21 protein-coding genes and 1 pseudogene are annotated in these 23,553 nt (G+C 62.4%); 8 read left to right on the forward strand and 14 right to left on the reverse strand.

What is annotated here, in order from left to right; translation table 11 throughout:
• Window positions 1-54 precede the first annotated feature (54 nt).
• The 5 genes from gltP to ABI582_RS03650 form a co-directional block, all read right to left on the reverse strand.
• Entirely contained in the window at window positions 55-1,383 is a 1,329-nt protein-coding gene (gene gltP / locus ABI582_RS03630) for a glutamate/aspartate:proton symporter GltP (protein ID WP_016497431.1), read from the reverse strand.
• A 745-nt stretch (window positions 1,384-2,128) separates the two neighbouring features.
• On the reverse strand, window positions 2,129-2,599 hold the full coding sequence (locus tag ABI582_RS03635) for an inhibitor of vertebrate lysozyme family protein (RefSeq protein WP_338745717.1): 471 nt from the start codon (window positions 2,597-2,599) through the stop codon (window positions 2,129-2,131).
• Between the two features lie 2 nt (window positions 2,600-2,601).
• A complete protein-coding gene (locus ABI582_RS03640; RefSeq protein WP_003252966.1) occupies window positions 2,602-2,763 on the reverse strand; it encodes a DUF1328 domain-containing protein in 162 nt (53 codons plus the stop codon).
• 43 nt (window positions 2,764-2,806) lie between these two features.
• Window positions 2,807-3,097: a hypothetical protein gene (locus ABI582_RS03645; RefSeq protein WP_019472447.1), complete on the reverse strand. Its 291-nt coding sequence runs from the start codon at window positions 3,095-3,097 to the stop codon at window positions 2,807-2,809.
• 174 nt (window positions 3,098-3,271) lie between these two features.
• Window positions 3,272-4,093: a BON domain-containing protein gene (locus tag ABI582_RS03650; RefSeq protein ID WP_338745716.1), complete on the reverse strand. Its 822-nt coding sequence runs from the start codon at window positions 4,091-4,093 to the stop codon at window positions 3,272-3,274.
• Window positions 4,094-4,303: 210 nt separating this feature from the next.
• Between ABI582_RS03650 and algB the strand changes: the two genes are divergently transcribed.
• Both algB and ABI582_RS03660 read left to right on the forward strand, forming a co-directional pair.
• Window positions 4,304-5,650 (forward strand): sigma-54-dependent response regulator transcription factor AlgB, encoded by a 1,347-nt coding sequence (gene algB, locus ABI582_RS03655; RefSeq protein ID WP_019472445.1) that lies wholly within the window; start codon window positions 4,304-4,306, stop codon window positions 5,648-5,650.
• Window positions 5,647-7,428: a KinB sensor domain-containing domain gene (locus tag ABI582_RS03660; RefSeq protein ID WP_442118441.1), complete on the forward strand. Its 1,782-nt coding sequence runs from the start codon at window positions 5,647-5,649 to the stop codon at window positions 7,426-7,428. Before algB ends, ABI582_RS03660 begins: the two co-directional genes overlap by 4 nt.
• A 39-nt stretch (window positions 7,429-7,467) precedes the next feature.
• On the opposite strand, the gene ABI582_RS03665 is transcribed toward ABI582_RS03660, so the two are convergent.
• From ABI582_RS03665 to ABI582_RS03695, 7 genes and pseudogenes are all read right to left on the reverse strand, one after another.
• Window positions 7,468-9,072, reverse strand: a complete 1,605-nt coding sequence (locus ABI582_RS03665; protein WP_442118442.1) for an EAL domain-containing protein — start codon at window positions 9,070-9,072, stop codon at window positions 7,468-7,470.
• Between the two features lie 134 nt (window positions 9,073-9,206).
• The gene (locus ABI582_RS03670; protein ID WP_442118443.1) at window positions 9,207-9,995 is read right to left on the reverse strand and encodes an N-acetylmuramoyl-L-alanine amidase; all 789 of its coding nucleotides are present in this window, start codon (window positions 9,993-9,995) and stop codon (window positions 9,207-9,209) included.
• Between the two features lie 78 nt (window positions 9,996-10,073).
• Window positions 10,074-11,993, reverse strand: a complete 1,920-nt coding sequence (locus ABI582_RS03675; protein WP_442118444.1) for a diguanylate cyclase — start codon at window positions 11,991-11,993, stop codon at window positions 10,074-10,076.
• Window positions 11,994-12,020: 27 nt separating this feature from the next.
• Window positions 12,021-12,853: pseudogene (locus tag ABI582_RS03680) on the reverse strand (endonuclease/exonuclease/phosphatase family protein).
• Window positions 12,854-12,887: 34 nt separating this feature from the next.
• A complete protein-coding gene (gene dsbA, locus ABI582_RS03685; RefSeq protein ID WP_019472439.1) occupies window positions 12,888-13,520 on the reverse strand; it encodes a thiol:disulfide interchange protein DsbA in 633 nt (210 codons plus the stop codon).
• A gap of 220 nt (window positions 13,521-13,740) precedes the next feature.
• Window positions 13,741-14,358: a c-type cytochrome gene (locus ABI582_RS03690; protein WP_258654475.1), complete on the reverse strand. Its 618-nt coding sequence runs from the start codon at window positions 14,356-14,358 to the stop codon at window positions 13,741-13,743.
• Window positions 14,359-14,389: 31 nt separating this feature from the next.
• On the reverse strand, window positions 14,390-14,692 hold the full coding sequence (locus ABI582_RS03695; RefSeq protein WP_016484276.1) for a c-type cytochrome: 303 nt from the start codon (window positions 14,690-14,692) through the stop codon (window positions 14,390-14,392).
• 201 nt (window positions 14,693-14,893) lie between these two features.
• Here ABI582_RS03695 and yihA point away from each other — a divergent pair, with 201 nt between their 5' ends.
• Complete coding sequence (yihA, locus tag ABI582_RS03700) at window positions 14,894-15,526, forward strand: ribosome biogenesis GTP-binding protein YihA/YsxC (RefSeq protein ID WP_016497419.1); 633 nt, start codon at window positions 14,894-14,896, stop codon at window positions 15,524-15,526.
• A 427-nt stretch (window positions 15,527-15,953) separates the two neighbouring features.
• Here the strand turns inward: yihA and polA are convergent, their stop codons facing one another.
• The gene (gene polA, locus ABI582_RS03705; protein ID WP_442118445.1) at window positions 15,954-18,701 is read right to left on the reverse strand and encodes a DNA polymerase I; all 2,748 of its coding nucleotides are present in this window, start codon (window positions 18,699-18,701) and stop codon (window positions 15,954-15,956) included.
• A gap of 75 nt (window positions 18,702-18,776) precedes the next feature.
• Between polA and ABI582_RS03710 the strand changes: the two genes are divergently transcribed.
• Together ABI582_RS03710 and ABI582_RS03715 are read left to right on the forward strand one after the other, a co-directional pair.
• Entirely contained in the window at window positions 18,777-19,064 is a 288-nt protein-coding gene (locus ABI582_RS03710) for a DUF2782 domain-containing protein (protein WP_003252997.1), read from the forward strand.
• 69 nt (window positions 19,065-19,133) lie between these two features.
• Window positions 19,134-20,084: a homoserine kinase gene (locus tag ABI582_RS03715; RefSeq protein ID WP_174371204.1), complete on the forward strand. Its 951-nt coding sequence runs from the start codon at window positions 19,134-19,136 to the stop codon at window positions 20,082-20,084.
• 406 nt (window positions 20,085-20,490) lie between these two features.
• Here ABI582_RS03715 and ABI582_RS03720 read toward each other — a convergent pair whose 3' ends face one another.
• Entirely contained in the window at window positions 20,491-21,447 is a 957-nt protein-coding gene (locus tag ABI582_RS03720) for a zinc ABC transporter substrate-binding protein (protein ID WP_442118446.1), read from the reverse strand.
• Window positions 21,448-21,465: 18 nt separating this feature from the next.
• Here ABI582_RS03720 and zur point away from each other — a divergent pair, with 18 nt between their 5' ends.
• From zur to znuB, 3 genes are read left to right on the forward strand one after another with little or no spacing between them, the layout of a single operon-like run.
• A complete protein-coding gene (gene zur / locus ABI582_RS03725; protein WP_019472432.1) occupies window positions 21,466-21,951 on the forward strand; it encodes a zinc uptake transcriptional repressor Zur in 486 nt (161 codons plus the stop codon).
• Window positions 21,948-22,721, forward strand: coding sequence for a zinc ABC transporter ATP-binding protein ZnuC (gene znuC, locus ABI582_RS03730; RefSeq protein WP_012269923.1), 774 nt, complete (start codon window positions 21,948-21,950; stop codon window positions 22,719-22,721). The genes zur and znuC overlap by 4 nt, the downstream gene beginning before the upstream one ends.
• Complete coding sequence (gene znuB, locus ABI582_RS03735) at window positions 22,714-23,496, forward strand: zinc ABC transporter permease subunit ZnuB (protein ID WP_016497414.1); 783 nt, start codon at window positions 22,714-22,716, stop codon at window positions 23,494-23,496. The genes znuC and znuB overlap by 8 nt, the downstream gene beginning before the upstream one ends.
• Window positions 23,497-23,553 lie beyond the last annotated feature (57 nt).

The raw sequence follows: 23,553 nt of genomic DNA on the forward strand, positions 1-23,553 counted from the left end.
CAGACAACAAAAAGCCCCGACAGGTCGGGGCTCTTTATCAAACAGCGGTCAGGCTCAGCGCTTGGCGGTTTCGCCAGCGACGACAGCTTCCTTTTTGTCGGCCATCAGCGAGGCGTAGTACTTCTCGCCCTTGGCTGCGTCGTACATGCCTTCCCAACGGGCGATGACCAGTGCAGCCAAGGCGTTGCCCACCACGTTCAGTGCGGTACGGGCCATGTCCATGATGCGGTCGACACCGGCGATGAAGGCCAGTCCTTCCAGCGGGATGCCCACGCTGCCCAGGGTGGCCAGCAGGACCACGAACGATACGCCCGGTACGCCAGCGATGCCTTTGGAGGTGACCATCAGGGTCAGCACCAGCAGCAGCTGCTGGCTCCACGACAGGTCGATACCGTACAGCTGGGCGATGAAGATGGCCGCGATGCTCTGGTACAGGGTCGAACCGTCAAGGTTGAAGGAGTAGCCGGTCGGTACCACGAACGAGCAGATCGACTTCGGCGCGCCGTACTTTTCCATCTTCTCGATCACGCGCGGCAGCACGGTTTCGGAGCTGGAGGTGGAGTAGGCCAGGATCAGCTCATCTTTCATGATGCGCATGATCTTGATCACCGAGAAACCGAACACGCGGGCCACCAGGCCCAGCACCATGAAGGCGAAGAAGGCGATGGCGAAGTACACCAGCAGCACCAGCTTGGCCAGTGGCAGCAGCGAGCTGAAGCCGAAGTTGGCCACGGTCACGGCGATCAGGGCAAACACGCCGATCGGTGCGTAGTTCATGATCATGTGGGTGACCTTGAACATGGTTTCCGATACAGCCTGGAAGGTACGTACCAGCGGGTCGCGCAGCTCTGCCTGCAGGCTCGAAAGGCCCAGGCCGAACATTACCGAGAAGAAGATGATCGGCAGCATTTCGCCACGCATCAGCGCTGCGAAGATGTTCGACGGGATCAGGTTGAGCAGGGTTTCGATGAACGCGTGCTCATGCTGCACCTCAGCCGCAGTGGCCTGGTACTTGGAGATGTCCACGGTACCCAGGGTGCTCATGTCGATGCCGGCACCCGGGTGGAACAGGTTGGCCAGCACCAGGCCCACAACGATGGCGATGGTGGTCACCACTTCGAAGTAGATGATGGTCTTCAGGCCGATGCTGCCCAGTTTCTTCGCATCGCCTACCCCGGCGATACCCACGATCAGCGACGAAATCACGATCGGGACGACGATCATCTTGATCAGGCGAATGAAGATGTCACCAGCAGGCTGAAGGACGTTGCTGATCCACCATGCCTTTTCTGCACTGAAATGATTCAGTAGCGCGCCGATTGCAACACCCAGCACCAGACCGATAACGATCTGCCAGGCGAGGCTCAGTTTTGCCTTCTTCATGTCTTTACCCTTTGTTCTAGTGGTCATGGCACCTGGCGGATGCACACGTAACAAAGCCATTGGCCACGTCACGTAAAGCAGAAGATTCCGTCCGGCGACTTCATGTAAGGACACCGCAGGCGAGCGACAGGGCGCTCTGGCCAGCGAAAAAGGCGGCAACTATTGCGATGGCAAGGGGCGAAAGCTAATGCCGGAAACGCATACCCCATACCGTTTATGCATACTGATTTGCACGAAAAGAGGGCGTTCGCAAGTGCTTGATTTATAACGTTCGGAATCCCGAACAAGACCAAACCGCCAGATTTCGGCAGATTTGACGGTACACAAAGGGCGAAGAAGATGGCTTGTTCGACAATCCGAATGGCGTAAATGCCACTTGTAGAAGCAGCTAGGCGGTCGAAAAAAATTTGATGTACGGTCGAGACAAAATGTGTCTCAGGGGAAAAAACGCGCAAGGAAAGCGACGTTTCCTACAGGGCTCCTCGGAAGTCAGGTCTGCCAAGGTATCCCTGTGACACCGCAGACCTGATACTTCCGATTCCGCCTTTCCTGACCCGGCCCATTGCTGGAGGTACTCCCTGTACCCCTAGGCCACTCCGATCCTGTAGCAATCAGAACAGCCCGACCCCTTGGTCATGTGCTGCCCCTCCTCGGGGCGGCGCATCATAGAAGGCTGAACTATAGAAATGTTCAGCTTCTATTACGTGACAGTCGGTGACCTTTCATCCGTACCCGCAATAAATGCTCAATACCAGTTCGGGTCACGCTTGAGCTGCTCCTGCAGCATCGCCTTCATGCCGTCGTCGGGTTCGCCCAGCCAACGGTACTGCGCATGGCGAGTAGGCGACTTGTCGCTCGGCAAACCTTCAGGTACCTCCACGAGCATCCCGTAGGCATCATCCTTGTCCCAGCTGAAGGCAACGATCAGGCGCTTGTAGGTGCACTTGTCCTGGGCCTCGCACAGGGGGCCGACCAAGTACTTGTCGCCGTCTTCGGTAACGGCGGACATCTGCTCCTGGGCACTGCCGGTCAGATTGACCACCCAATCGGGCAGGCGTTCCTCGCCCTTGATCGTGTCTTGCCAGGTTTCACGGTACTCCGGGTCCGAGCCGAGTAACTGGTCGACCCGGACCTGGCCGTCATTGGCCGCCATCGCCGCAGCACTGCCACCCAGTAACAGGGCGGCAGCCAGGGCTGTAGAAAGCTTCCTGCCCATCTTCAACCTCGTCCACGTCCAAAGAAGAAGGAGGCTACGAACAGCACCAGGAAGACAATGAACAGGATCTTCGCGATACCCGTCGCAGCGCCGGCGATACCACCGAAGCCCAGAACGGCAGCGACAATGGCGATGATGAGGAAAGTGATAGCCCAGCTCAGCATGGTGGTTCTCCTTTCTTTTTGCGGAATCGATCCGGCCGGTAGGTCAGAAGACCCAACGGTCCTGGGGTACGACATTTTCCAGGGTGGCCGGTGAAACAGTGGCCTGGCCAGCTGGCAGCCGGTCAGCGGCCTGGACCAGGGTATTGGCACGAGTTGCCTGAATCTGCGTCAACAGGGCGGTCTGAGCTGCTACTTGCTCAGCCAGGCGCGCCGTCTGCCAGCTGTAATAAAAGAGACCAGCGGCCAAAGTCAGCAGCAGCGCCATGCCAAGTGTCAGCATCTGGCGCAATGGCAGTGCGGCGATCTGCGAGCGGTTGACGGATTGGCGGTTCATGCCGGCTCCTCCTGCTGTAATTTTTGTTCAAACCTGAACAGGTAATTGCAGCCTGCATGCCAGCCTTGTGATTTAAATAAATTCCTTATAAATCAATTGCTTAACTAGACAGCAAACGGACCCCAAGCACGTATCCTGCACGATGGCGCCTGTGGGGTCGTGCGAATTGCACGATCAGCCTTCCACCTTGGTTGCCACCTTGAGCAAGTCGGCGTCCACCCCGCGTACACCGATGATCTGCCGAGCGATCTCCACGGCGATGGTTTTCTGCTCAGCGCTGACCACCTCGCCCGACAGCCGCACCATGCCCGCTTCGCTGGCCACTTTCAGGTTCAGGCCATCGAGGTTGCGGCTGAAGCGGTAGCTGTTCTGGATCTTGTCGACGATCCAGCTGTCACTCGGCTGCGGCCCGGTTGGCGCCCCCACCGGCGTTTCCCGCGCCTTGGCCATGGCGGCGGTATCCAGGCTGACCAGGTTGTTGACCAGGTGCACGCCGTCGGTCGTACGCGCCACCACGCCCGCCAGCTCCTTGGCTTCGGCACTGTCGACCCTGCCGCGCAACGTCACCACACCGTCACTGCTTTGCACTTCTATGGCTGCTTTTTCGGTTGTACGGCTCCACAGCAGCCGGGCACGGATCACCGCCGCCAGGGTGGCGTCCTCCAGGCGCTGGGCGTAGGCACGCAGCTCCAGCGGGCGCTCAACCAGTTGGGCGTTGACCTGCAGCTGGTTTTCCACCTGTTCGATGCCCCGGGTGGCCCGGGCTATATCTTCGGCCAGCTGCCGCTCGACCTCGTTCTCCACCTCACCAGAAAGCCGCGCCTGCTTGCCGTCCACTTCTACCTTGATACGAAATGGGTCGAGCATGCGGTTCAGTGACAGCGCGGTTTGCAGCGCGCCTTCTAGCCGCGCGTCCTGTACAGGGTCGGCGAAAGCCGGGGTAAAGATTGGCAGCAGGGTGGCTGCCAGAACGGCTGTACGCAGGGAAAAGGGCATGGCAGTGCCTCCTTCGTAGGCAAAATCTGAAAATCATCGCAACCAATGTGCCAGCGCATGTCTCTAAGCAAATCATTGGAAAATCGCGGTCTGTAGGCATCGTTTGGCCATTGGCTAGCATGCAAAGGACAGAATCCTTCAGAATGGACCATGCAACTTGCCCGATTTTTCCCACACTAAATAAAGATCTATCCCTAAGGAGCACAGGAAATGGAGTCAGCCCAGGACAAGCAAGGCCGCATTCTGCTGGTGGATGACGAGTCCGCGATCCTGCGCACCTTCCGCTACTGCCTGGAAGACGAGGGCTACAGCGTGGCCACCGCCAACAGCGCCGCCCAGGCCGAAACCTTGCTGCAGCGCCAGGTGTTCGACCTGTGCTTCCTCGATTTGCGCCTGGGCGAGGACAACGGCCTGGACGTACTGGCGCAGATGCGCATCCAGGCCCCGTGGATGCGCGTGGTGATCGTCACCGCGCACTCGGCAATCGATACCGCGGTAGACGCGATCCAGGCCGGGGCTGCCGACTACCTGGTCAAGCCGTGCAGCCCAGACCAGTTGCGCCTGGCCACCGCCAAGCAACTGGAAGTGCGCCAGCTTTCTGCGCGCCTGGAAGCACTGGAAGGTGAGGTACGCAAACCCAAGGACGGCCTCGACTCCCATAGCCCGGCGATGATGGCGGTATTGGAAACCGCCCGCCAGGTCGCCACCACCGACGCCAACATCCTCATCCTGGGTGAGTCCGGCACCGGTAAAGGCGAGCTGGCCCGGGCCATCCATGGCTGGAGCAAGCGTGCACGCAAAGCCTGCGTGACCATCAACTGCCCGTCGCTGAACGCCGAGTTGATGGAAAGCGAACTGTTCGGCCATACCCGCGGCGCCTTCACCGGCGCCAGCGAAAGCACACTGGGGCGAGTCAGCCAGGCGGACGGTGGCACGCTGTTCCTTGACGAGATCGGCGATTTCCCGCTGACCTTGCAGCCCAAATTGCTGCGCTTCATCCAGGACAAGGAATACGAGCGCGTCGGCGACCCGGTTACCCGGCGTGCCGATGTGCGGATTCTGGCCGCCACCAACCTGAACCTCGAAGAGATGGTGCGCGAAAGCCGCTTCCGTGAAGACCTGCTGTATCGCCTGAACGTCATCACACTGCACCTGCCCCCCCTGCGCGAGCGCAGCGAGGACATCCTTACCCTGGCCGACCGTTTCCTTGCCCGCTTCGTCAAGGAATACTCCCGCCCCGCTCGCGGGTTCAGTGACGAGGCGCGCTCGGCCCTGCTCAACTACCGCTGGCCCGGCAACATTCGCGAACTGCGCAACGTGGTGGAACGGGCCAGCATCATCTGCCCGCAGGAGCGTGTGGAAATCAGCCACCTGGGCATGGGCGAACAACCCGCCGGCAATGCCCCGCGCGTGGGCGCCGCACTGAGCCTGGATGAGCTGGAGCGCGCCCATATCGGCGCCGTGCTGGCCGCCAGCGATACCCTGGACCAAGCCGCCAAGACCTTGGGCATCGATGCCTCCACCCTGTACCGCAAACGCAAGCAGTACAACCTATGAAGTGGCCACCCATGAAGCTGCGCACGCGGCTTTTCCTTAGTATCTCGGCGCTCGTGACCGTGGCCTTGCTTGGGCTGCTGCTGGGCCTGGTCAGCGTGTTGCAGATGGCAACCGTGCAACAGCAGCTGGTGCGCGAGACCACCCATGCCCTGGAAGTGGGGCTGAAGTTGCGCCAGAACCTGGGCGAACAGCTGACCCTGATTCTTGATGAAGATACCGCCCCGGAAAGCCTGCGGCTGCTGCAGGAAAACTTCCAGGCCTTGCTCAATCAAGGGCTGGAGCAAGGCGGTGAGCGCAGCGGTTTCAGCAAGGCCAGTAGCAATTACCAGGCCTTCCTCCAGGCATATCGCGACAGCGCCGCACCCGCTCGCAGCATGGGGGTGGATGAGCCGCTGGGGGCCGCGTTCAACCAGGTGCGCAGCGACCTGATCGATTCCCACAGGCAGGCACTGGACCTGATCACCCGTAGCGAGGAACGCACCCGTGACCGCGCCTTGCTGGTCAGTGGTGTCCTCGGCCTGATGGGCCTGGTGGTGCTGGTACTGGGCTTTATAACCGCGCACAACATCGCCCGGCGTTTCGGCCAGCCGATCGAAGCCCTGGCCAAGGCGGCCGACCAGCTGGGCAAAGGCAACTTCGACGTCACCTTGCCGGTCACTCAGGCTTCCGAGCTCAACCAGCTGACCCGCCGCTTCGGGCTGATGGCCGATGCCTTGCGCAAGCACCAGGCCACTAACGTGGACGAGCTGCTCGCCGGCCAGCAGCGGCTGCAGGCCGTGCTCGACAGCATCGACGACGGCTTGCTGATCATCGACCGCCAGGGCCGTCTCGAGCACCTCAACCCGGTGGCGCAGCGCCAGCTGGGCTGGAACGACGGCCGCGTGGGCAGCAGCCTGGCCGAAGCCCTGCAACGCCCCGAGCTTGAGCAACAGCTGCGCCAGGTGCTGCGCGGCGGCAGCCTGGACCGCCCACCTGACGACCTGAACATGGAGGTTGATGAAGAATCACGCCTGCTCACCTACAGCCTGACCCCCGTCAGCCACCCGCAAGGGCCGATCCTTGGCGCAGTGATGGTGCTGCACGACGTAACCGAGCAAAGGGCCTTCGAGCGGGTGCGCAGCGAATTCGTGCTGCGCGCCTCCCACGAACTGCGCACGCCGGTGACGGGCATGCACATGGCCTTCGGCCTGCTGCGCGAGCGGGTCAAGTTCCCGCCCGAGGCCCGTGAGAACGACCTGCTGGAAACCATCGGCGAAGAAATGCAGCGCCTGACCCAGCTGATCAACGACCTGCTCAACTTCTCGCGCTACCAGAGCGGGCTGCAGAAACTCGACCTGGCCCCCTGCGCCCTGGACGAACTGCTGGAGCGGGCGCAACTGCGCTTTGCCGAGCAGGCAGCACACAAGCAGATCGAGTTGATCAAGGAACTGGAACTGCCGCTGCCACGCCTTCAGGCCGATGCCGCCCAGCTGGACCGGGTGCTGGACAACCTGCTGCACAACGCCATCCGCCATACCGCCAATGGCGGGCGTATCCGTCTGCATGCCCGGCGGCATGCGGAGCGGGTCATCATCAGCGTCGAGGACAACGGTGAGGGCATTGCCTATGGGCAGCAAGGGCGCATCTTCGAGCCCTTCGTGCAAGTAGGCCGCAAGAAAGGCGGCGCTGGGCTGGGGCTGGCGTTGTGCAAGGAGATCGTGCAGTTGCATGGCGGGCGCATGGGTGTGTTTTCCCGCCCGGGGGAGGGCACGCAGTTCTACATGGCGTTGCCCGTTTGAGTTTCGCCTGCACCGACCTCATCGCCGGGCCGGAATCACTCAGTGGTCAACCCGTCGCGGCAAGTGCCCGCGGGTGACCAGCTCGGCAAATTGCCGAGCGTTCAGAGGCCGGGCAAATAGCCAGCCTTGGCCATAGTTGACCCCTTCGCTGTTCAGCAGCACCGCTTGGTCCTCGAACTCGATACCTTCGGCTATCACCCGCAGGTGCAGGTCATGGGCCATGCGGATGATATGCGGGGCAACGCCGCTGCTGGCGGCATCGTGGCCCAAGGCATCAATGAACGCCTTGTCGATTTTCAGGCAGTCCACCGGCAAGGTCTGCAGGTAGGCCAGGCTGCAATAACCGGTACCAAAATCATCAATCAGCACCTGATGCCCCACGGCGCGAAGCGCCTGCAGGTTGTCGCGGGCTACCACCACGTCGATCAGCCCACGCTCGGTCACCTCGAAGGCTATCTGGCTGGGCGCCACGCGATGCAAGGCCAACAGGCGCGCCGCCACCCGGCCAATGCGTGGCACCATCACATCGCATGCCGCCAGGTTTATCGATATGTACAGTTTGGGGTGCGAGCGCAGTAGCTGCCCTAGCTGTTCAAGCACACGTTGCAGGACAAAATCGGTGATCTGGCGAATCTGCCCGGTGTTCTCCGCCAGCGGAATGAACAGGTCCGGGCTGGTCAGGGTGCCGTCCGGGCGACGCCAGCGCACCAGGGCCTCGGCACCCACGCAACGCCGGCTGTCGAGCTCGATGATTGGCTGATAAAGCACCTGTAGCTCGCCACGCCGTAAGGCATGCTGCAACTCCGAGCTCATCGACCGTCGTTGCAGGATCAGCTGGAGCACCAGCCAACCGATGCAGCAGGCTGCCAGCACGCTACCGGGGAACAGCAACCAGAGCATGCCGTTCATCCTCAGCGGCAGGCTCGCCCTGGGCGCTATCAGCACAAGCTGGTAATCCGGCGACTTGGTCGGCATTCGGTAGATCAGCCGGTCACTGAGTTCCAGCAGTGACTTGTGGCTGTTCGACCATGCGGAGGGCGGTGGCCATACCTGAGGCGGGCCGAGCACCGGTATGGCCCGGGCGCCGTTATCCAGCACCACCACCAGGCTGCCGCCCGGGGGCAGGTCGACCACATCGGTCAGGTGCCCGCGCGAGGTGGAGACCACGAACTTGCCCCGGCCCAACATCAGTGCAGCCAGGTTCTCGTTCGGTTCGGTGGTGGTGTTCAACCAGTAGCTGTAGGTCGGCCCCTGGATATCGGGTGCCCGCAAAGGTTCGAACGCCCGCTCATCGCCACGGTTGGAGCAGGCGACATTGCCATCCACATAAGCTGCTTCATAAATGAACCGCGAACTCAGGCCGACCTGCTGCAGCGCCGCCTGCATTGCCGGACTACAACCACGCAAGGGCTGCGCCTGCAACAGGTCCACCCCTTCACGCAACTGGCCAAACACTTGCTCGAGGCGGTCGAGAAAACGCTCGCCCTGGGCGTTCATCTGTTCGCTCTCGCTTTGTTTCATCTGTTGCAGTGCTATGCCTATGCTGGCAGAGAGCAACAGGGCGGCGCTGGCCAGCGCTGCCAAGGTGGCCAGCATCCAGGGACGGTAAAAAATTTGGCGCAGCAGGGTGATGATGGCTGACATCAAAGGCATCCAGTTGATAACTAAGGTATAGCAACTGAATTGAGAATCACCTTCACCGTTTGGCGCTTATCCGAAGTTTACGCAGGCCCTTGTAGGAGCGGCCCTTTCGCGACACAAGGCCGCTCCTGCAGGGCTCAGCGCATGCGGTTGAGCACCTGCAGCATCGCTGCCGTCTGCGCATCCGGCATGCCGTCGAAGCGCTGCGGGCGGAAGCGCATCTGGAACGCGGCAATCACATGCCGGGTGGCCACATCCAGCACCCCAGTCTGCTCGATTTGATAACCAAACCGCGCCAGCTCCTGCTGGTACCAGCCAATGCCCGGCGGGTTGACGCTGAAGTAGGCCTGCTGCCGCGCCACAGCGTTGGCATCCGGCCAGATACCCAGCCCGGCATCGGCCAGGCGCTTCCACGGGAACAGCGGCCCCGGGTCCAGCTTGCGCAACGGAGCGATATCGCTGTGGCCAATGATGTGCCGCGGCTCGATGTTGTTGCGTTTGACGATGTCCTTGAGCAGCGCGATCAGCGATTGCACCTGCGCTTCGCTGTAAGGGTGCCAGACCCGGCCATTCGGTGTGTCGGTGAACCCTGGGTTGACGATCTCGATACCAATGGACGAGGAGTTCAGCCAGGTGCGCCCCTGCCACTGGCTGTCACCGGCATGCCAGGCACGGCGGTTTTCATCCACCAGTTGATACACCGTCGCCGGGCCGTCGCCGATCAGGTAATGGCTGCTGACCTCACCATGGGTGAGCAACGCGAGCGAGCGCTCCAGCGAAGCATTGGTGTAATGCAGGACAACGAACTGGATACGGTTGTCCTGGTTGGCCGAGGGGTGGCTGCGGTCGATGCGCAGGCCCGTCGAGCAACCGGCGACAGACAACAGCAAAAAGGAAATCAGCGTTTTTTTCAGCGTGGAAAGCACGTCAGTGGCCTCAGCGAATGAGCGCTACAGTATAACGTGCTCCCCATGGCCGCGCTTACCGTGGGTCAGTGTTTAAGGCTAGCCCTGCTCGACGCGGTTGCGCCCCTGCTCCTTGGCCCGGTACAGCGCCGCATCGGCGCGCTTGAGCACCTGGTCGCCGCGCTCGCCGGAGCGGAACGCACCCAGGCCGATGGAGGTGGTGATCACCACCCGCTCGCCCTTGAAGTGGAACGGGCAGGCTTCCACCGTGGCGCGCATTGTTTCCGCCACTTTGGCAGCGGCGGCCGGCGATGTCTGTGGCAGCAGCAGGACGAATTCCTCGCCGCCGAAACGGGCGATGAAGTCACGGCCCCGCAGGCGCTTGCGCAACTGGTCGGCGACAATCTTCAACACCTTGTCCCCGGCCAGATGCCCATAACTGTCGTTGATGCGCTTGAAATGATCCAGGTCGAGGATCGCCATGGCCAGATGGCCGCCATTCTCCTGCCATTCGATTATTTCGCGCTCGACCCGCTCGCTCCAGGCCGCGCGGTTGGGCAGACCGGTTAGGGGGTCGAGCAGGGCTTTCTGGCGTTGCTCTTCCAGGTGCTCGCGGTAACCGAGCGCTTCGTGCTCCATGTTCGCCACCCGTTCCGACAGCCCTTGCAGGCGCCCCGCCAGCTCTTGCTCGCGGCGGTCCCGCTCGTGCTTGTGCTCGTCCATGGTGACCAGAAGGCCTTCCAGGCGGTTTTCCAGGATGTGCTTGAGGCTATCGACGTCGGCCGCGCCCTGCACACTGCTTTGCAACCCATCGACATGCTCGCGCAACTGGGTATCCAGCTCGCGAGCGGCGGAGCTGTTGTCCGCATGGCCTGCGCTGGCCTCGTGCAGGTGGCTCTGGAAACCTTCGAGGCGCTCATTGAGCTGCTGGAGGTAGGTTTCGAATTCGTGCTGGCCACTGTCGGTGATCGCCAGCATGAGCACGGCGAGGTCATCCAGCACCGGGATCAGTTCATACCAGTTCAGGCCACGGGCGACTCGCTCGCGCATTTCCAGCGCCTGGGCCTTGTGCCGCTCGGGCAGGCTCAGGTCATCAAGCAGGCCGATCAGGGTCTTTTCGATGTGCGCAGCAACCTGGCTGTAGGGCGGCTCTACCGCGTAGGGCAGCGCATAGGGGCCGTCTTCGCCGAAGGTTTCTTCAAGCGTGGGTGCCGGTTGTGCTTGTGCCAGAGGTTCGCTGACGGCCACATCCGGCTCAGGCGCTTCATCCTGCAGTGGCAGCTTGGCAGTGGGTGTCTCATTAGTTTCGATCAGCGCCGGGCCAGTAACCTCCAGCTCCGGTTGAGGCACTTCGACCGTTTTGGCGGCAGGGGCTGAAAGCGGTTGCAGCGCATCCACATCGTCAGGCTGCGGGGCTTCGATACTGCCCTTGGCAGCTGGAGGCGCCTCAGCAACAGGTACCGGCGCAGGCATGGGCTCGTCCTGTGGGTCATCCTCACGGCTGCCGAACAAGCGTTGCAAAAAGCCAGGCCGGGCTTCGTCCCCCGGTTTGCCCAGGGCCGACAGTGCAAGGCCCTGCAAGCCGCTCAGCTCGCCCAGCAGCGGCGGCAGGTCGCGGGACTGGGCAACGCCACCATCGAGTTTCTTCGCCAGCTTTTTCAACGGCCGCGAGATATCGCTGGGCAGCGGCAAGCCTTGCAGTTGGCCGACCAGCGCGGTCAGCGCATCGCTGACCTGGTTCATGCGGGTTTCCCGGCGCTGCTCGGAGTCCAGCACCGCTTTTTCAAGGCGCGGAATCAACCCGGCGAGGCCGGCGTCCATGTTGTCGCTGCGGATAACCTCGCGCATTTCCTTCATGCACGCGTCCACCACCTTGTCACTGCCTTCGGCAGCCAGGGTGCTGCGCACCAGACCGCGACGCAGCAGGTCGAGACGGGCGTCCCAGCGGCGCTCGAGCTTTTCTTGCTGCTCGATGCTTTTAAGGTATTTTTCTTTCCAGCGCTCAGCGTCTTCAGTCATGCCGGGGTCCGCAAACGGTGATGGCAATTAGCTCAAGACCGGCAGCGTATCCACAGTCAATGCATCAGGCAATCGAATCTCGACAGCAACGGGAAGGTGGTCGGAAATTGGCCGCGCCAGCACCTCGACACGCTCAAGCGTGAGGCTTGGGCTGAGCAAGATGTGGTCCAGACAACGCTGGGGGCGCCAGCTTGGGAAAGTCGCCTCGACTTGCGGGGCGATCAGGCCCAGGTCGCGCAGCGGCGAGTGCTCCAGCAGGTCGGTGGCATGGGTGTTCATGTCGCCCATCAGCACCTGGTGACGGTAACCGCCAATCAGCTCGCGGATGTAGCCCAGTTGCAGGGCGCGGGTCTTGGCGCCAAGCGCCAGGTGCATCATCACCACGATCAGCGCATCTTCGCCTTCGCCAAAACGCACCAGGATCGCCCCACGGCCGGCCGGGCCGGGCAGCGGGTGGTCTTCGAGTGCTTGCGGCTTCAGGCGGCTAAGTACGCCATTGCTGTGCTGGGCAAAACGCCCGAGGTTGCGGTTGAGTTGCTGGTACCAGTAGGGGAAGGCCCCCAGGTGAGCCAGGTGCTCGACCTGGTTTACATAGCCTGAGCGCAGGCTGCCACCGTCGGCTTCCTGCAAGGCCACCAGGTCGAAGTCGGCCAGCAATTCACCGATCTTCTGCAAGTTGCCGGCACGCCCGTTGTGTGGCAGCAAGTGCTGCCAACTGCGGGTCAGGTAATGCCGGTAGCGCTCGGTGCTGATGCCGACCTGAATGTTGAAACTGAGCAGCCGCAGGCGACCATCCTCGGGCAGGCCAGAGGCCTGCAGGTGATGCTCGTTGACCTGCGGCTGGTGCAGGCCAATGCCACGCGTGGTTCTGAAGCGGGGCATGGGTTACGCCGCCTACTTGGCGGCGCGCTCCTTGGCGATCAGTTGGTCGGCGACGTCCAGCACGCCCTCCGGCCCGCCAGCGGTACCCAGGTCGAAGCGGTACTTGCCGTTGACGACCATGCTCGGTACGCCGGTGATTTCGTACTTCTTCGCCAGTTCCTTGGCCTGGTTGACCTGGCCCTTGATGGCGAACGAGTTGAAGGTGGCGAGGAACTTGTCCTTGTCCACGCCCTGGGTGGCGAGGAAGTCAGCCATGTCTTTCGGGTCGGTCAGGCGCTTGTGCTGGTTCTGGATGGCATCGAACACTGCCGCGTGTACCTTGTGCTCGACGCCCATGGCTTCGAGGGTCAGGAACATCTGGCCGTGTGCGTCCCATGGGCCGCCGAACATGGCCGGTACACGCTTGAAGTTGACATCCTGTGGCAGTTTTTCAACCCATGGGTTGATGACCGGCTCGAAGTGGTAGCAATGTGGGCAGCCGTACCAGAACAGCTCGACCACTTCGATCTTGCCAGGTACGGAAACCTGAACAGGGTTGCTCAGCTCGAGGTATTGCTTGCCGGCAACAGGCTCCGCAGCCTGGACGGCAGTCATACCGAATACGCTGGCAGCCACCAGCGCGGCGCTGAGAATCAGTTTACGCATGCTTTACTCCTGAGCAGTCATTGGTCGCCACGACACGACCTGCACTGAGACAGGCCGGGAAGGGTTCGAGTTCTGTAGTGTAACGGCTGCGGACTGAAAAAAGGGCGGCCCGGCCGCCCTTTCATCATTGGCTTGCAACATTAACTGAAGGTTAATGCAGCGCTGCCGGGATACTGGGGCCGCTTTGCGGCCCATCGCGACGCAAGGCCGCTCCTACACGTTAATGCAGGCCCTGGATGTAGCTGGCCAACGCCTCGATGTCGTGGTTGCTCAGCTTGCCGGCGATGGTGCGCATGGTCATGGCATCGCCATCGTTGGTGCGGTTGCCTTCGCGGAAGTCCGTGAGCTGCTTGGTCACGTACTGCGAGTGCTGGCCGCTCAGGTGCGGGAAGCCGGCCAAAGCAATGCCTGCGCCGTTGGGGGAGTGGCAACCGGTGCAGGCAGGCATGCCTTTCTCCAGGTCGCCGCCATTGAACAGCGAACGGCCACGTTCGACCAGCTTGGGGTCGGCGGCGCCCACGCTGCCTTTCTGGCTGGAGAAGTAGGCGGCGATATCGGCCAGGTCCTGGTCGCTGAACGGGGCCAGCATGCCGGTCATCTCCAGCACGGTACGCTTGCCCGACTTGATATCGTGCAGTTGTTTTTCGAGGTAACGCTGGCCCTGGCCGGCCAGTTTCGGGAAGTTTGGTGCCAGGCTATTGCCGTCGGGGTTGTGGCAGGCGCCACACACGGCCGTCTTGGCCTGACCGGCGGCGGCATCGCCTTTGACAGTTTGCGCAGCAGTGGCCGCACCTGCGACACCCAGGGTCAACAGCAGACTCACGACTAGTTTGTTCATCAGCTAATCCAACACGGCTAAGGGTGAAATGTTATGTATCGGGACTGCCGCTCATCCAAAGGATGACCAAACGGTAGTCCTCGGCACTGCAGTCCATGCACAATCCACGCGGCGGCATAGCCTTGAAACCCTGGGTCACGTGCTTCACCAGTACATCCATGCCTTGCGCCAGCCTTGGCTCCCATGCTGCCCGGTCACCTTGTCTGGGTGCCTGTGGCAACTGCCCGGTGTGACAGGCCGCACACGTGCGGTTGTACAACACCTCGGGATCCTGTGTAGCCTGTGCGCTGAAAACCGGCAGGAACATACCGACAGCAAGCAGCCATTTCGCCATGCGGAACGACCTTCAGGGTTGGGGGCCGCGCTGCGTTCTGATGCGCGAGCTATTGTTCGACACCCCATGCCCGTTCCCCTTCGCTGGGAGAATGAGCACACAAAAACTGGGGCATTATATACTTCCGCCATCCAAACGGAAACGACACCGCTTGCCAGGCTCGGGCCTTCAGAGTCAGGCAACACCCACATCGGATATCCCATGCAAGTCAAGAACCCCATCCTCGGCCTCTGCCAGAAAGCCACATTCGCCCTCAGCGCTGCCAAGGTCGAACAATGTCCGGAAGACCAGGGTTACGAGGTGGCTTTTGCCGGCCGCTCCAACGCCGGCAAATCCAGCGCCCTCAACACCCTGACCCATGCCAGCCTGGCGCGTACCTCGAAAACCCCGGGGCGCACCCAGCTGTTGAATTTCTTCAGTCTGGACGATGAACGGCGTTTGGTCGACCTGCCGGGCTACGGTTATGCGAAAGTGCCGATCCCGCTCAAGCAGCACTGGCAGAAACACCTGGAAGCCTACCTGGGCAGCCGTGAGTGCCTGCGCGGCGTGATCCTGATGATGGACGTGCGCCACCCGATGACCGACTTCGACAAGATGATGCTCGACTGGGCCAAAGCCAGCCGCATGCCCATGCACATCCTGCTGACCAAGGCCGACAAGCTGACCCACGGCGCGGGCAAGAACACCTTGCTGAAAGTGCAGTCGGAAATCCGCAAGGGCTGGGGTGATGGCGTGACCATCCAGCTGTTCTCGGCGCCCAAGCGCCTGGGCGTGGAAGACGCCTACCGCGTGCTGGCGGGCTGGATGGAGCTGGAAGACAAGCCAGTGGCCTGAAGGCCTGCGCAGATCCCTGTAGGAGCAGCCTTGTGCTGCGAAGAGGCCAGTACAGGCTGTAGAAATCTGTTGTCCATACCGGCCCTTTCGCAGCACAAGGCTGCTCCTACAATGGGGAGCAGCAGCGGCTGCCTGTCAAATTGCGGGCAAAAAAAACCCCGGACTTCGTATGGGGAGGGGGAAGTTCGGGGTCCAAGTCCGGACCGCTAGGGCGGGGTCCAGATATCTGCCAACACTTAACACAACATAGGAGCATCGAAGGGCTTCACCAGCCATTCAGTTACTCTGAGTTCCGCTTCACCGGTTTAGTTCCGAAGCCCTGAAAACTATTTGCGATAGTTTCATGAAACTTCAGCACCAACGGCACTGAGCAGTGCCAGGATCCGCGTCACTACGCCGCAGATCCTACACAGCTTTCCCCGCTCAATCAGTGAGCTTCGTCCCAATTTGCGCCAATTCCTGCCTCCACCAGCAGCGGCACATCCAGTTGTGCGGCCTGGCTCATGTGCTGGCGAATTTCATCTTTCACCTGCTGAACCAGGTCCTCACGCACCTCCAGCACCAGTTCGTCGTGAACCTGCAGGATCACCCGGGCATCCAGCCCGCTCTCGCTCAGCCAGTTATCCACATTGACCATGGCCCGCTTGATGATGTCGGCTGCAGTGCCCTGCATCGGCGCGTTGATCGCCGTACGCTCGGCGCCTTTGCGCAGGGCCGGGTTCTTGGCGTTGATGTCTGGCAGGTACAGCCGGCGGCCGAACAGGGTTTCGACAAAGCCTTGCTCGGCGGCCTGTGCGCGGGTGCGCTCCATGTAGGCCAGCACGCCCGGGTAGCGGGCGAAGTAGCGGTCGATGTAATCCTGCGACTGCTTGCGGTCGACGCCGATCTGCTTGGCCAGGCCAAACGCGCTCATCCCGTAGATCAGGCCGAAGTTGATGGCCTTGGCCTTGCGGCGCTGGTCGGTGGTGACGTCTTCCAGGGCAACACTGAACACTTCCGCCGCCGTTGCCCGGTGCACGTCCAGGTCGTTGCGGAAGGCGTGCAGCAGGCCTTCGTCCTTGGCCAGGTGGGCCATGATGCGCAGCTCGATCTGCGAGTAGTCCGCCGCCAGCAGTTTGTAGCCCGGGCTGGCAATGAACGCCTGGCGGATACGCCGGCCTTCGGCGGTACGGATCGGGATGTTCTGCAGGTTCGGGTCGCTCGACGACAACCGGCCGGTGGCTGCCACTGCCTGCTGATAGGAGGTGTGGATTCGCCCGGTGCGCGGGTTGATCTGGCCCGGCAGCTTGTCGGTGTAGGTGCTCTTGAGCTTGCTCAGGCTGCGGTACTGCATCAGTACCTCAGGCAGTGGGTAGCCGAGCAAGGCCAGTTCATCGAGTACGGCTTCGGCGGTGGATGGCTGGCCCTTGGCGGTCTTGCTCAGCACCGGCATGCCCAGCTTGTCGTAAAGGATCGAACCCAGCTGCTTGGGCGAGCCGAGGTTGAATTCTTCACCGGCCAGCTCGTAGGCACGCAGCTCCAGCTCGGCCATCTTCACGCCCAGCTCACCGCTCTGTACGTGCAGCAGTGCGGCATCGACCAGCGCACCCTGGCGCTCGATCTTGGCCAGCACCGGCACCAGCGGCATTTCGATGTCCATCAGCACCGGCAGCACACTCGGCGTCTGCGCCAGGCGCGCCTGCAGCGCCTGGTGCAAGCGCAATGTGATGTCGGCGTCTTCGGCAGCGTAAGGGCCGGCCTTGTCCAGGTGGATCTGGTTGAAGGTGAGCTGCTTGGCGCCTTTGCCGGCGATGTCCTCGAAGGCAATGGTGGCGTGGTCGAGGTACTTCTGCGCCAGGCTGTCCATGTCGTGACGGGTGGCGGTGGAATTCAGCACGTACGACTCGAGCATGGTGTCGTAGGCCACGCCGCGCATTTCGATGGCGGGCGAACCGTTGGCGAGGATATTGATGTCGTACTTGGCGTTCTGCCCGACCTTGGCCTTGGCCGGGTCTTCCAGCAGCGGTTTCAGTGCCAGCAATACAGCCTCGCGGTCCAACTGGGCCGGCGCACCTTCATAGTCGTGCGCCAACGGCACATAAGCCGCCTCATGGGGCGCGACAGCGAAAGACAGGCCAACCAGCTGCGCCTTCTGGGCATCCAGGCCGGTTGTTTCGGTATCGAAGGCGAACAGCGGCGCCTGGCGCAGCTTTTCCAGCCAGGCGTCGAAACGGGCCTGGTCAAGAATGGTTTCGTACTTCGGCTCGACCTTGGCCGCCGGCTCTGCGACCGGCGCAATGTCGTCACCGGCTTTGGCCGCATCGCGCTGTACATCGGCGATCCAGCTCTTGAACTCCATCTCGGTGTACAGCGCCAACAGCGCATCGCGGTCGGGTTCGCCACACACCAGTGCCTCGACCTCGACATCCAGCGGCACATCGACCTTGATGGTGGCCAGTTCGTAGGACAGGAACGCCGCGTCGCGGTGCTCCTCCAGCTTGGCCGGCAGGGTCTTGGCGCCGCGAATGGCCAGCGCCGGCACCTTGTCCAGGTTGGCGTAAAGGTCGCTGAGGCCACCGCCGATACCGGTCAGCAGGCCCACCGCGGTTTTTTCGCCAACGCCGGGTACACCTGGGATGTTGTCGACCTTGTCACCCATCAGTGCCAGGAAGTCGATGATATGTTCCGGTCCGACGCCAAATTTCTCGTGCACGCCAGCCACATCCAGCACGCTACCGGTCATGGTGTTGACCAGGGTAATGTGCCCGTCCACCAGCTGGGCCATGTCCTTGTCGCCGGTCGAGATGATCACCGGGCGGCCCTGGGCGGCGCTGCTGCGCGCCAGGGTGCCGATCACGTCGTCGGCTTCGACACCCTCGACGCACAGCAGCGGGTAGCCAAGTGCCCTCACGCTGGCATGCAGCGGCTCGACCTGCACTCGCAGGTCGTCAGGCATGCTTGGGCGGTTGGCCTTGTACTCGGCGAACATGGCATCGCGGAAGGTGCCGCCCTTGGCGTCGAACACCACCGCGAAGAGGCTGTCGGGGTACTGTTTGCGCAGGCTCTTGAGCATGTTCAACACACCCTTCACCGCACCGGTCGGCATGCCCTTGGACGTGGTCAGCGGCGGCAGTGCGTGAAAGGCGCGGTACAGGTAGGAGGAACCGTCCACCAGGACGAGGGGGGCTTGGCTCATGAGCAGAATCAACCTTTTCGACGGGTCCGGCGCTAGAATAGCCAGAATCATTGACGACAAAGGGACTAGGTTATCATGCGCACACTCAATCGCCTGTTACTGCTCGGCCTGTTGGCAACCACGCCTGTCGTCACCCTGGCGGCGGACGACGCCCCCTCGGCCGATCCCGAGGTGACCATTCGCACGGAAGGCGACAAAACCATCCAGGAGTACCGCCAGAACGGGTTCCTGTATGCGATCAAGATTACGCCGAAAAACGGCAAGCCTTATTTTCTGGTACGCGCTGATGGCACTGATGCCAATTTCATTCGATCCGACCAGCCGGACATGCTGATTCCGTCCTGGAAGATCTTCGAGTGGTAATCTGACGCGCACCGTTCACATCAACCCGGCACTTCCCGGCGGAAGTGCCCGTATGGGCAATTTTTCATCATGTCAGTCTTCACCCCCGTGACCCGGCCTGAGCTGGAAACCTTTCTGGCACCGTACGAGCTGGGCCGTCTGCTCGACTTCCAGGGCATTGCCGCCGGCACCGAGAACAGCAATTTCTTCGTCAGCCTCGAACAGGGGGAGTTCGTCCTGACGCTGATCGAGCGCGGGCCCAGCGAGGACATGCCGTTCTTCATCGAACTGCTCGACACCCTGCACGACGCCGACATGCCTGTGCCCTATGCCATTCGTGACCGCGACGGCAATGGCTTGCGCGAGTTGTGCGGCAAGCCGGCGCTGCTGCAGCCACGGCTGTCGGGCAAGCACATCAAGGCGCCCAACAATCAGCACTGCGCCCAAGTCGGCGAGCTGCTGGCGCACATTCACCTGGCCACCCGCGAGCACATCATCGAGCGCCGCACCGACCGTGGCCTGGACTGGATGCTGGCCTCGGGTGCCGAGCTGTTGCCGCGCCTGACTGCCGAACAGGCCGCACTGCTGCAGCCGGCGCTGGATGAAATCACCGCGCACAAGGCGCAGATACTGGCCTTGCCACGGGCCAACCTGCATGCCGACCTGTTCCGCGACAACGTGATGTTCGAAGGCACTCATCTCACCGGCGTGATCGACTTCTACAACGCCTGCTCCGGGCCGATGCTGTATGACATCGCCATCACCGTGAACGACTGGTGCCTGGATGAGAAGGGCGCGGTGGATGTACCGCGTGCCCAGGCACTGCTGGCAGCCTATGCGGCGCTGCGGCCGTTCACGGCGGCCGAAGCCGAGCTGTGGCCGGAAATGTTGCGGGTAGGCTGCGTGCGCTTCTGGCTGTCGCGCCTGATTGCGGCCGAGTCGTTTGCCGGGATGGATGTGATGATCCATGACCCGAGCGAGTTCGAAGTGCGCCTGGCTCAGCGCCAGCAAGTGGCCTTGCACCTGCCGTTCGCCCTCTAGACCGCGTCTGCTTCTTCGCGGGTAAACCCGCTCCCACAGGTACAACGACAACCTTGAGGTTTGTGTAGTCCCTGTGGGAGCGGGCATGCCCGCGAAGGGGCCGGCGCAGGCTTACATCTGTTCCCACTCACCCACAGGCACAACGACAACCTCGAAGTCGGTGTTATCCCTGTGGGAGCGGGTTCACCCGCGAAGGGGCCGGTGCAGGCTTACATCTGTTCCCATTCACCCACAGGCACAACGACAACCTCGAAGTTAGTGTTATCCCCTGTGGGAGCGGGTTCACCCGCGAAGGGGCCGGTGCAGGCTTACCTCTGTTCCCATTCACCCACAGGCACAACGACAACCTCGAAGTCGGTGTTATCCCTGTGGGAGCGGGTTCACCCGCGAAGGGGCCGGTGCAGGCTTACAGATGTTCCAGGCACCCCGCCAGCTCACCACCCAGCTTCTCCAGCAAGCGCTCGTAACCCTTGCCATCCACCGGGTCGGTGCCGCCCAGTGCATCCAGCTCGGCCAGGCGCACCGGCAGCCCGGCAGTCAGGGTCTCGGCCAGGCGCGGTCGCAGTGGCGGCTCGCTGAACACACAGGTCTTACCCACTTCCTGCAGGCGCTTGCGCATGGACGCCACATGCTGCGCCCCAGGCTGCACCTCGGACGCCACGCTGAACACCCCGGTGTGCTTCAAGCCATATTCAGCCTCGAAGTAATCGAACGCTTCGTGGAACACGAAGTACGGCTTGTCGGCAATACCGGCCACCCGCGCCTTGATACGTGCATCCAGCGCATCCAGCCGCTCATCGAAGGCCTTCAGGTTGCTCTGGTAGCGAGCCGCATTGGCCGGATCGACCTGCGCCAGGTCAGCCGCCATTTTAGCCGCAATTACCCGCGCATTAACCGACGATAACCACAAGTGCGCATCCAGGCTGCCTGGACGGTGATCGTGGTCATGGTCATCGTGATCCGCCTCCTCATGGGACTGGCTGTCCTCGCCGAAGTGGCGCAGCTTCATGCCTTCAAGCGACTGCACAGCCACCGTGGCCTTGCTGCGGTTCGCCAGTACCCGCGGCAGGAAGTTTTCCATGTCCGGGCCAATCCAGTACAGCAGGTCGGCATCACCCACCCGCCGCACATCGGACGGGCGCAATGCATAGTGGTGCGGCGAGGCGCCTGGCGGCAGCAACACGTCAGGGCTGCCAACGCCATCCTGCACGGCAGCGGCAATCTGCTGCAGGGGCTTGATACTGGTGAGCACACGCACATCGGCCTGGGCAGAAAATGCGATGAAAGCGACAAACAGAGCTAGGAATCGGGACACGGTGGATACTCGAGTCGTCAGAAACAGGTAACATAATAACGTCTCCATCCAGAACCGTCGCTGCCCATGTCCATCACGCCGCTGGCCAACCGTCCTCACGATCATTCCCATTGCGTACACAGCGCACTGGCTGAAGCCGACGCCTTGTGCACCCGCCAGGGCTTGCGCCTGACCGCGCTGCGCCGCCGTGTGCTGGAGCTGGTGTGGCAAAGCCACAAGCCGCTGGGCGCCTACGACATCCTCGCCGTGCTCAGCGAGCAGGACGGCCGCCGCGCCGCCCCGCCCACGGTGTACCGTGCGCTGGACTTCCTGCTGGAAAACGGCCTGGTGCACCGCATCGCCTCGCTCAACGCCTTCATCGGCTGCAGCCACCCCGAACACGTGCACCAGGGCCAGTTCCTGATTTGCCGGGCCTGCCATGTGGCCATCGAGCTGGAGCAGAGCAGCATCAGCGACGCCATCATCAACAGCGCCAAAGGCGTGGGCTTCACGGTCGAGACTCAAACCGTCGAAGTGGTCGGCCTGTGCGGCAGCTGCCGGAGCGCGGCATGAGCGATGCCCTGATCCGCCTGGAGCAGGTCGGCGTTACCTTTGGCGGCGAGGCGGTGCTCGACAGCATCGACCTGTCGGTCGCCCCCGGCCAGATCGTCACCCTGATCGGCCCCAACGGGGCGGGCAAGACCACCCTGGTGCGCGCTGTGCTCGGGCTGCTCAAGCCGCACCGCGGCAAGGTATGGCGCAAGCCGAAGCTGCGCATTGGCTACATGCCGCAAAAGATTCAGGTCGATGCCACGCTGCCGCTGTCGGTGCTGCGCTTCCTGCGCCTGGTGCCCGGCGTAGACCGCGCAGCAGCCTTGTCGGCGCTACAGGAAGTGGGCGCCGAACAGGTCATCGACAGCCCGATCCAGACCATTTCCGGCGGCGAGATGCAACGCGTGCTGCTGGCCCGCGCCCTGCTGCGCGAACCCCAGTTGCTGGTGCTCGACGAGCCGGTGCAGGGCGTGGACGTGGTCGGCCAGACCGAGCTGTACAACCTCATCACCCGCCTGCGCGACCGCCATGGCTGCGGCGTGCTGATGGTTTCCCACGACCTGCACCTGGTAATGAGCGCCACCGACCAGGTGGTGTGCCTGAACCGTCACGTGTGCTGCTCGGGCCACCCCGAGCAAGTCAGCGGCGACCCGGCGTTCGTCGAACTGTTTGGCCAGACCGCGCCGAGCCTGGCCATCTACCATCACCACCACGACCACAGCCACGACCTGCACGGCTCGGTGGTCGCCCCTGGCACCCATGTTCACGGAGAGCACTGCAAGCATGGCTGATTTTCTTCTCTACGCCTTGCTTGCCGGCTTGTCCCTGGCGCTGGTTGCCGGCCCGCTGGGTTCGTTCGTGGTATGGCGGCGCATGGCGTATTTTGGCGACACCCTATCCCACGCCGCTTTGCTCGGTGTGGCCATGGGCTTTGCCCTGGACGTCAGCCCGGCACTGGCAGTGACCATCGGCTGCCTGCTGCTGGCAATTTTGCTTGTGACCTTGCAGCAACGCCAACCGCTGGCCTCCGATACCCTGCTCGGCATTCTCGCCCCCAGCACCCTGTCGCTGGGCCTGGTGGTACTGAGCTTCATGCACGATGTGCGCATCGACCTGATGGCCTACCTGTTCGGTGACCTGCTGGCCATCAGCACCACCGACCTGGCCTGGATCCTGGGCGGCAGTGCGCTGGTGCTGGTGCTGCTTGCCGCGCTGTGGCGGCCGCTGCTGGCAGTCACCGTGCACGAAGAACTGGCCACGGTCGAGGGCCTGCCCGTTGCCGGCCTGCGCCTGGCACTGATGCTGCTGATTGCGGTGGTGATTGCCGTGGCCATGAAGATCGTCGGTGTGCTGCTGATCACCTCGCTGCTGATCATCCCCGCGGCTGCGGCGCAGCGTCACGCCCGCTCCCCCGAGCAGATGGCCGTGGGCGCCAGCCTGCTGGGCGTCACCGCGGTCTGCTGTGGCCTGGCCATGTCGTGGTTCAAGGATACCCCCGCCGGCCCGTCGATCGTGGTTTGCGCGGCGGTGCTATTCTTGCTGAGCCTGGCCCTGCCAAAACGCTGAACAGCAGGGCGTGTGAAGGCACGCCTTGCAACCTTTTGCCGGGTAAAGGGTCTGTAA

The organism is Pseudomonas sp. SAS7, from assembly GCF_052112345.1.
Taxonomy (GTDB): Bacteria; Pseudomonadota; Gammaproteobacteria; order Pseudomonadales; family Pseudomonadaceae; genus Aquipseudomonas; species Aquipseudomonas putida_Q.

Coding starts and splice junctions, on each gene's coding strand:
- ABI582_RS03645 (WP_019472447.1), bottom strand. CDS start 3,097: ATGAACCGCCAATCCGTCAACCGCTCGCAGATCGCCGCACTGCCATTG.
- ABI582_RS03660 (WP_442118441.1), top strand. CDS start 5,647: ATGAAGTGGCCACCCATGAAGCTGCGCACGCGGCTTTTCCTTAGTATC.
- dsbA (WP_019472439.1), bottom strand. CDS start 13,520: ATGCGTAAACTGATTCTCAGCGCCGCGCTGGTGGCTGCCAGCGTATTC.
- yihA (WP_016497419.1), top strand. CDS start 14,894: ATGCAAGTCAAGAACCCCATCCTCGGCCTCTGCCAGAAAGCCACATTC.
- ABI582_RS03675 (WP_442118444.1), bottom strand. CDS start 11,993: ATGACTGAAGACGCTGAGCGCTGGAAAGAAAAATACCTTAAAAGCATC.
- zur (WP_019472432.1), top strand. CDS start 21,466: ATGTCCATCACGCCGCTGGCCAACCGTCCTCACGATCATTCCCATTGC.
- ABI582_RS03710 (WP_003252997.1), top strand. CDS start 18,777: ATGCGCACACTCAATCGCCTGTTACTGCTCGGCCTGTTGGCAACCACG.
- ABI582_RS03690 (WP_258654475.1), bottom strand. CDS start 14,358: ATGAACAAACTAGTCGTGAGTCTGCTGTTGACCCTGGGTGTCGCAGGT.
- znuB (WP_016497414.1), top strand. CDS start 22,714: ATGGCTGATTTTCTTCTCTACGCCTTGCTTGCCGGCTTGTCCCTGGCG.
- ABI582_RS03720 (WP_442118446.1), bottom strand. CDS start 21,447: ATGGAGACGTTATTATGTTACCTGTTTCTGACGACTCGAGTATCCACC.
- ABI582_RS03715 (WP_174371204.1), top strand. CDS start 19,134: ATGTCAGTCTTCACCCCCGTGACCCGGCCTGAGCTGGAAACCTTTCTG.
- gltP (WP_016497431.1), bottom strand. CDS start 1,383: ATGAAGAAGGCAAAACTGAGCCTCGCCTGGCAGATCGTTATCGGTCTG.
- ABI582_RS03695 (WP_016484276.1), bottom strand. CDS start 14,692: ATGGCGAAATGGCTGCTTGCTGTCGGTATGTTCCTGCCGGTTTTCAGC.
- ABI582_RS03650 (WP_338745716.1), bottom strand. CDS start 4,093: ATGCCCTTTTCCCTGCGTACAGCCGTTCTGGCAGCCACCCTGCTGCCA.
- ABI582_RS03640 (WP_003252966.1), bottom strand. CDS start 2,763: ATGCTGAGCTGGGCTATCACTTTCCTCATCATCGCCATTGTCGCTGCC.
- znuC (WP_012269923.1), top strand. CDS start 21,948: ATGAGCGATGCCCTGATCCGCCTGGAGCAGGTCGGCGTTACCTTTGGC.
- ABI582_RS03635 (WP_338745717.1), bottom strand. CDS start 2,599: ATGGGCAGGAAGCTTTCTACAGCCCTGGCTGCCGCCCTGTTACTGGGT.
- polA (WP_442118445.1), bottom strand. CDS start 18,701: ATGAGCCAAGCCCCCCTCGTCCTGGTGGACGGTTCCTCCTACCTGTAC.
- ABI582_RS03665 (WP_442118442.1), bottom strand. CDS start 9,072: ATGTCAGCCATCATCACCCTGCTGCGCCAAATTTTTTACCGTCCCTGG.
- algB (WP_019472445.1), top strand. CDS start 4,304: ATGGAGTCAGCCCAGGACAAGCAAGGCCGCATTCTGCTGGTGGATGAC.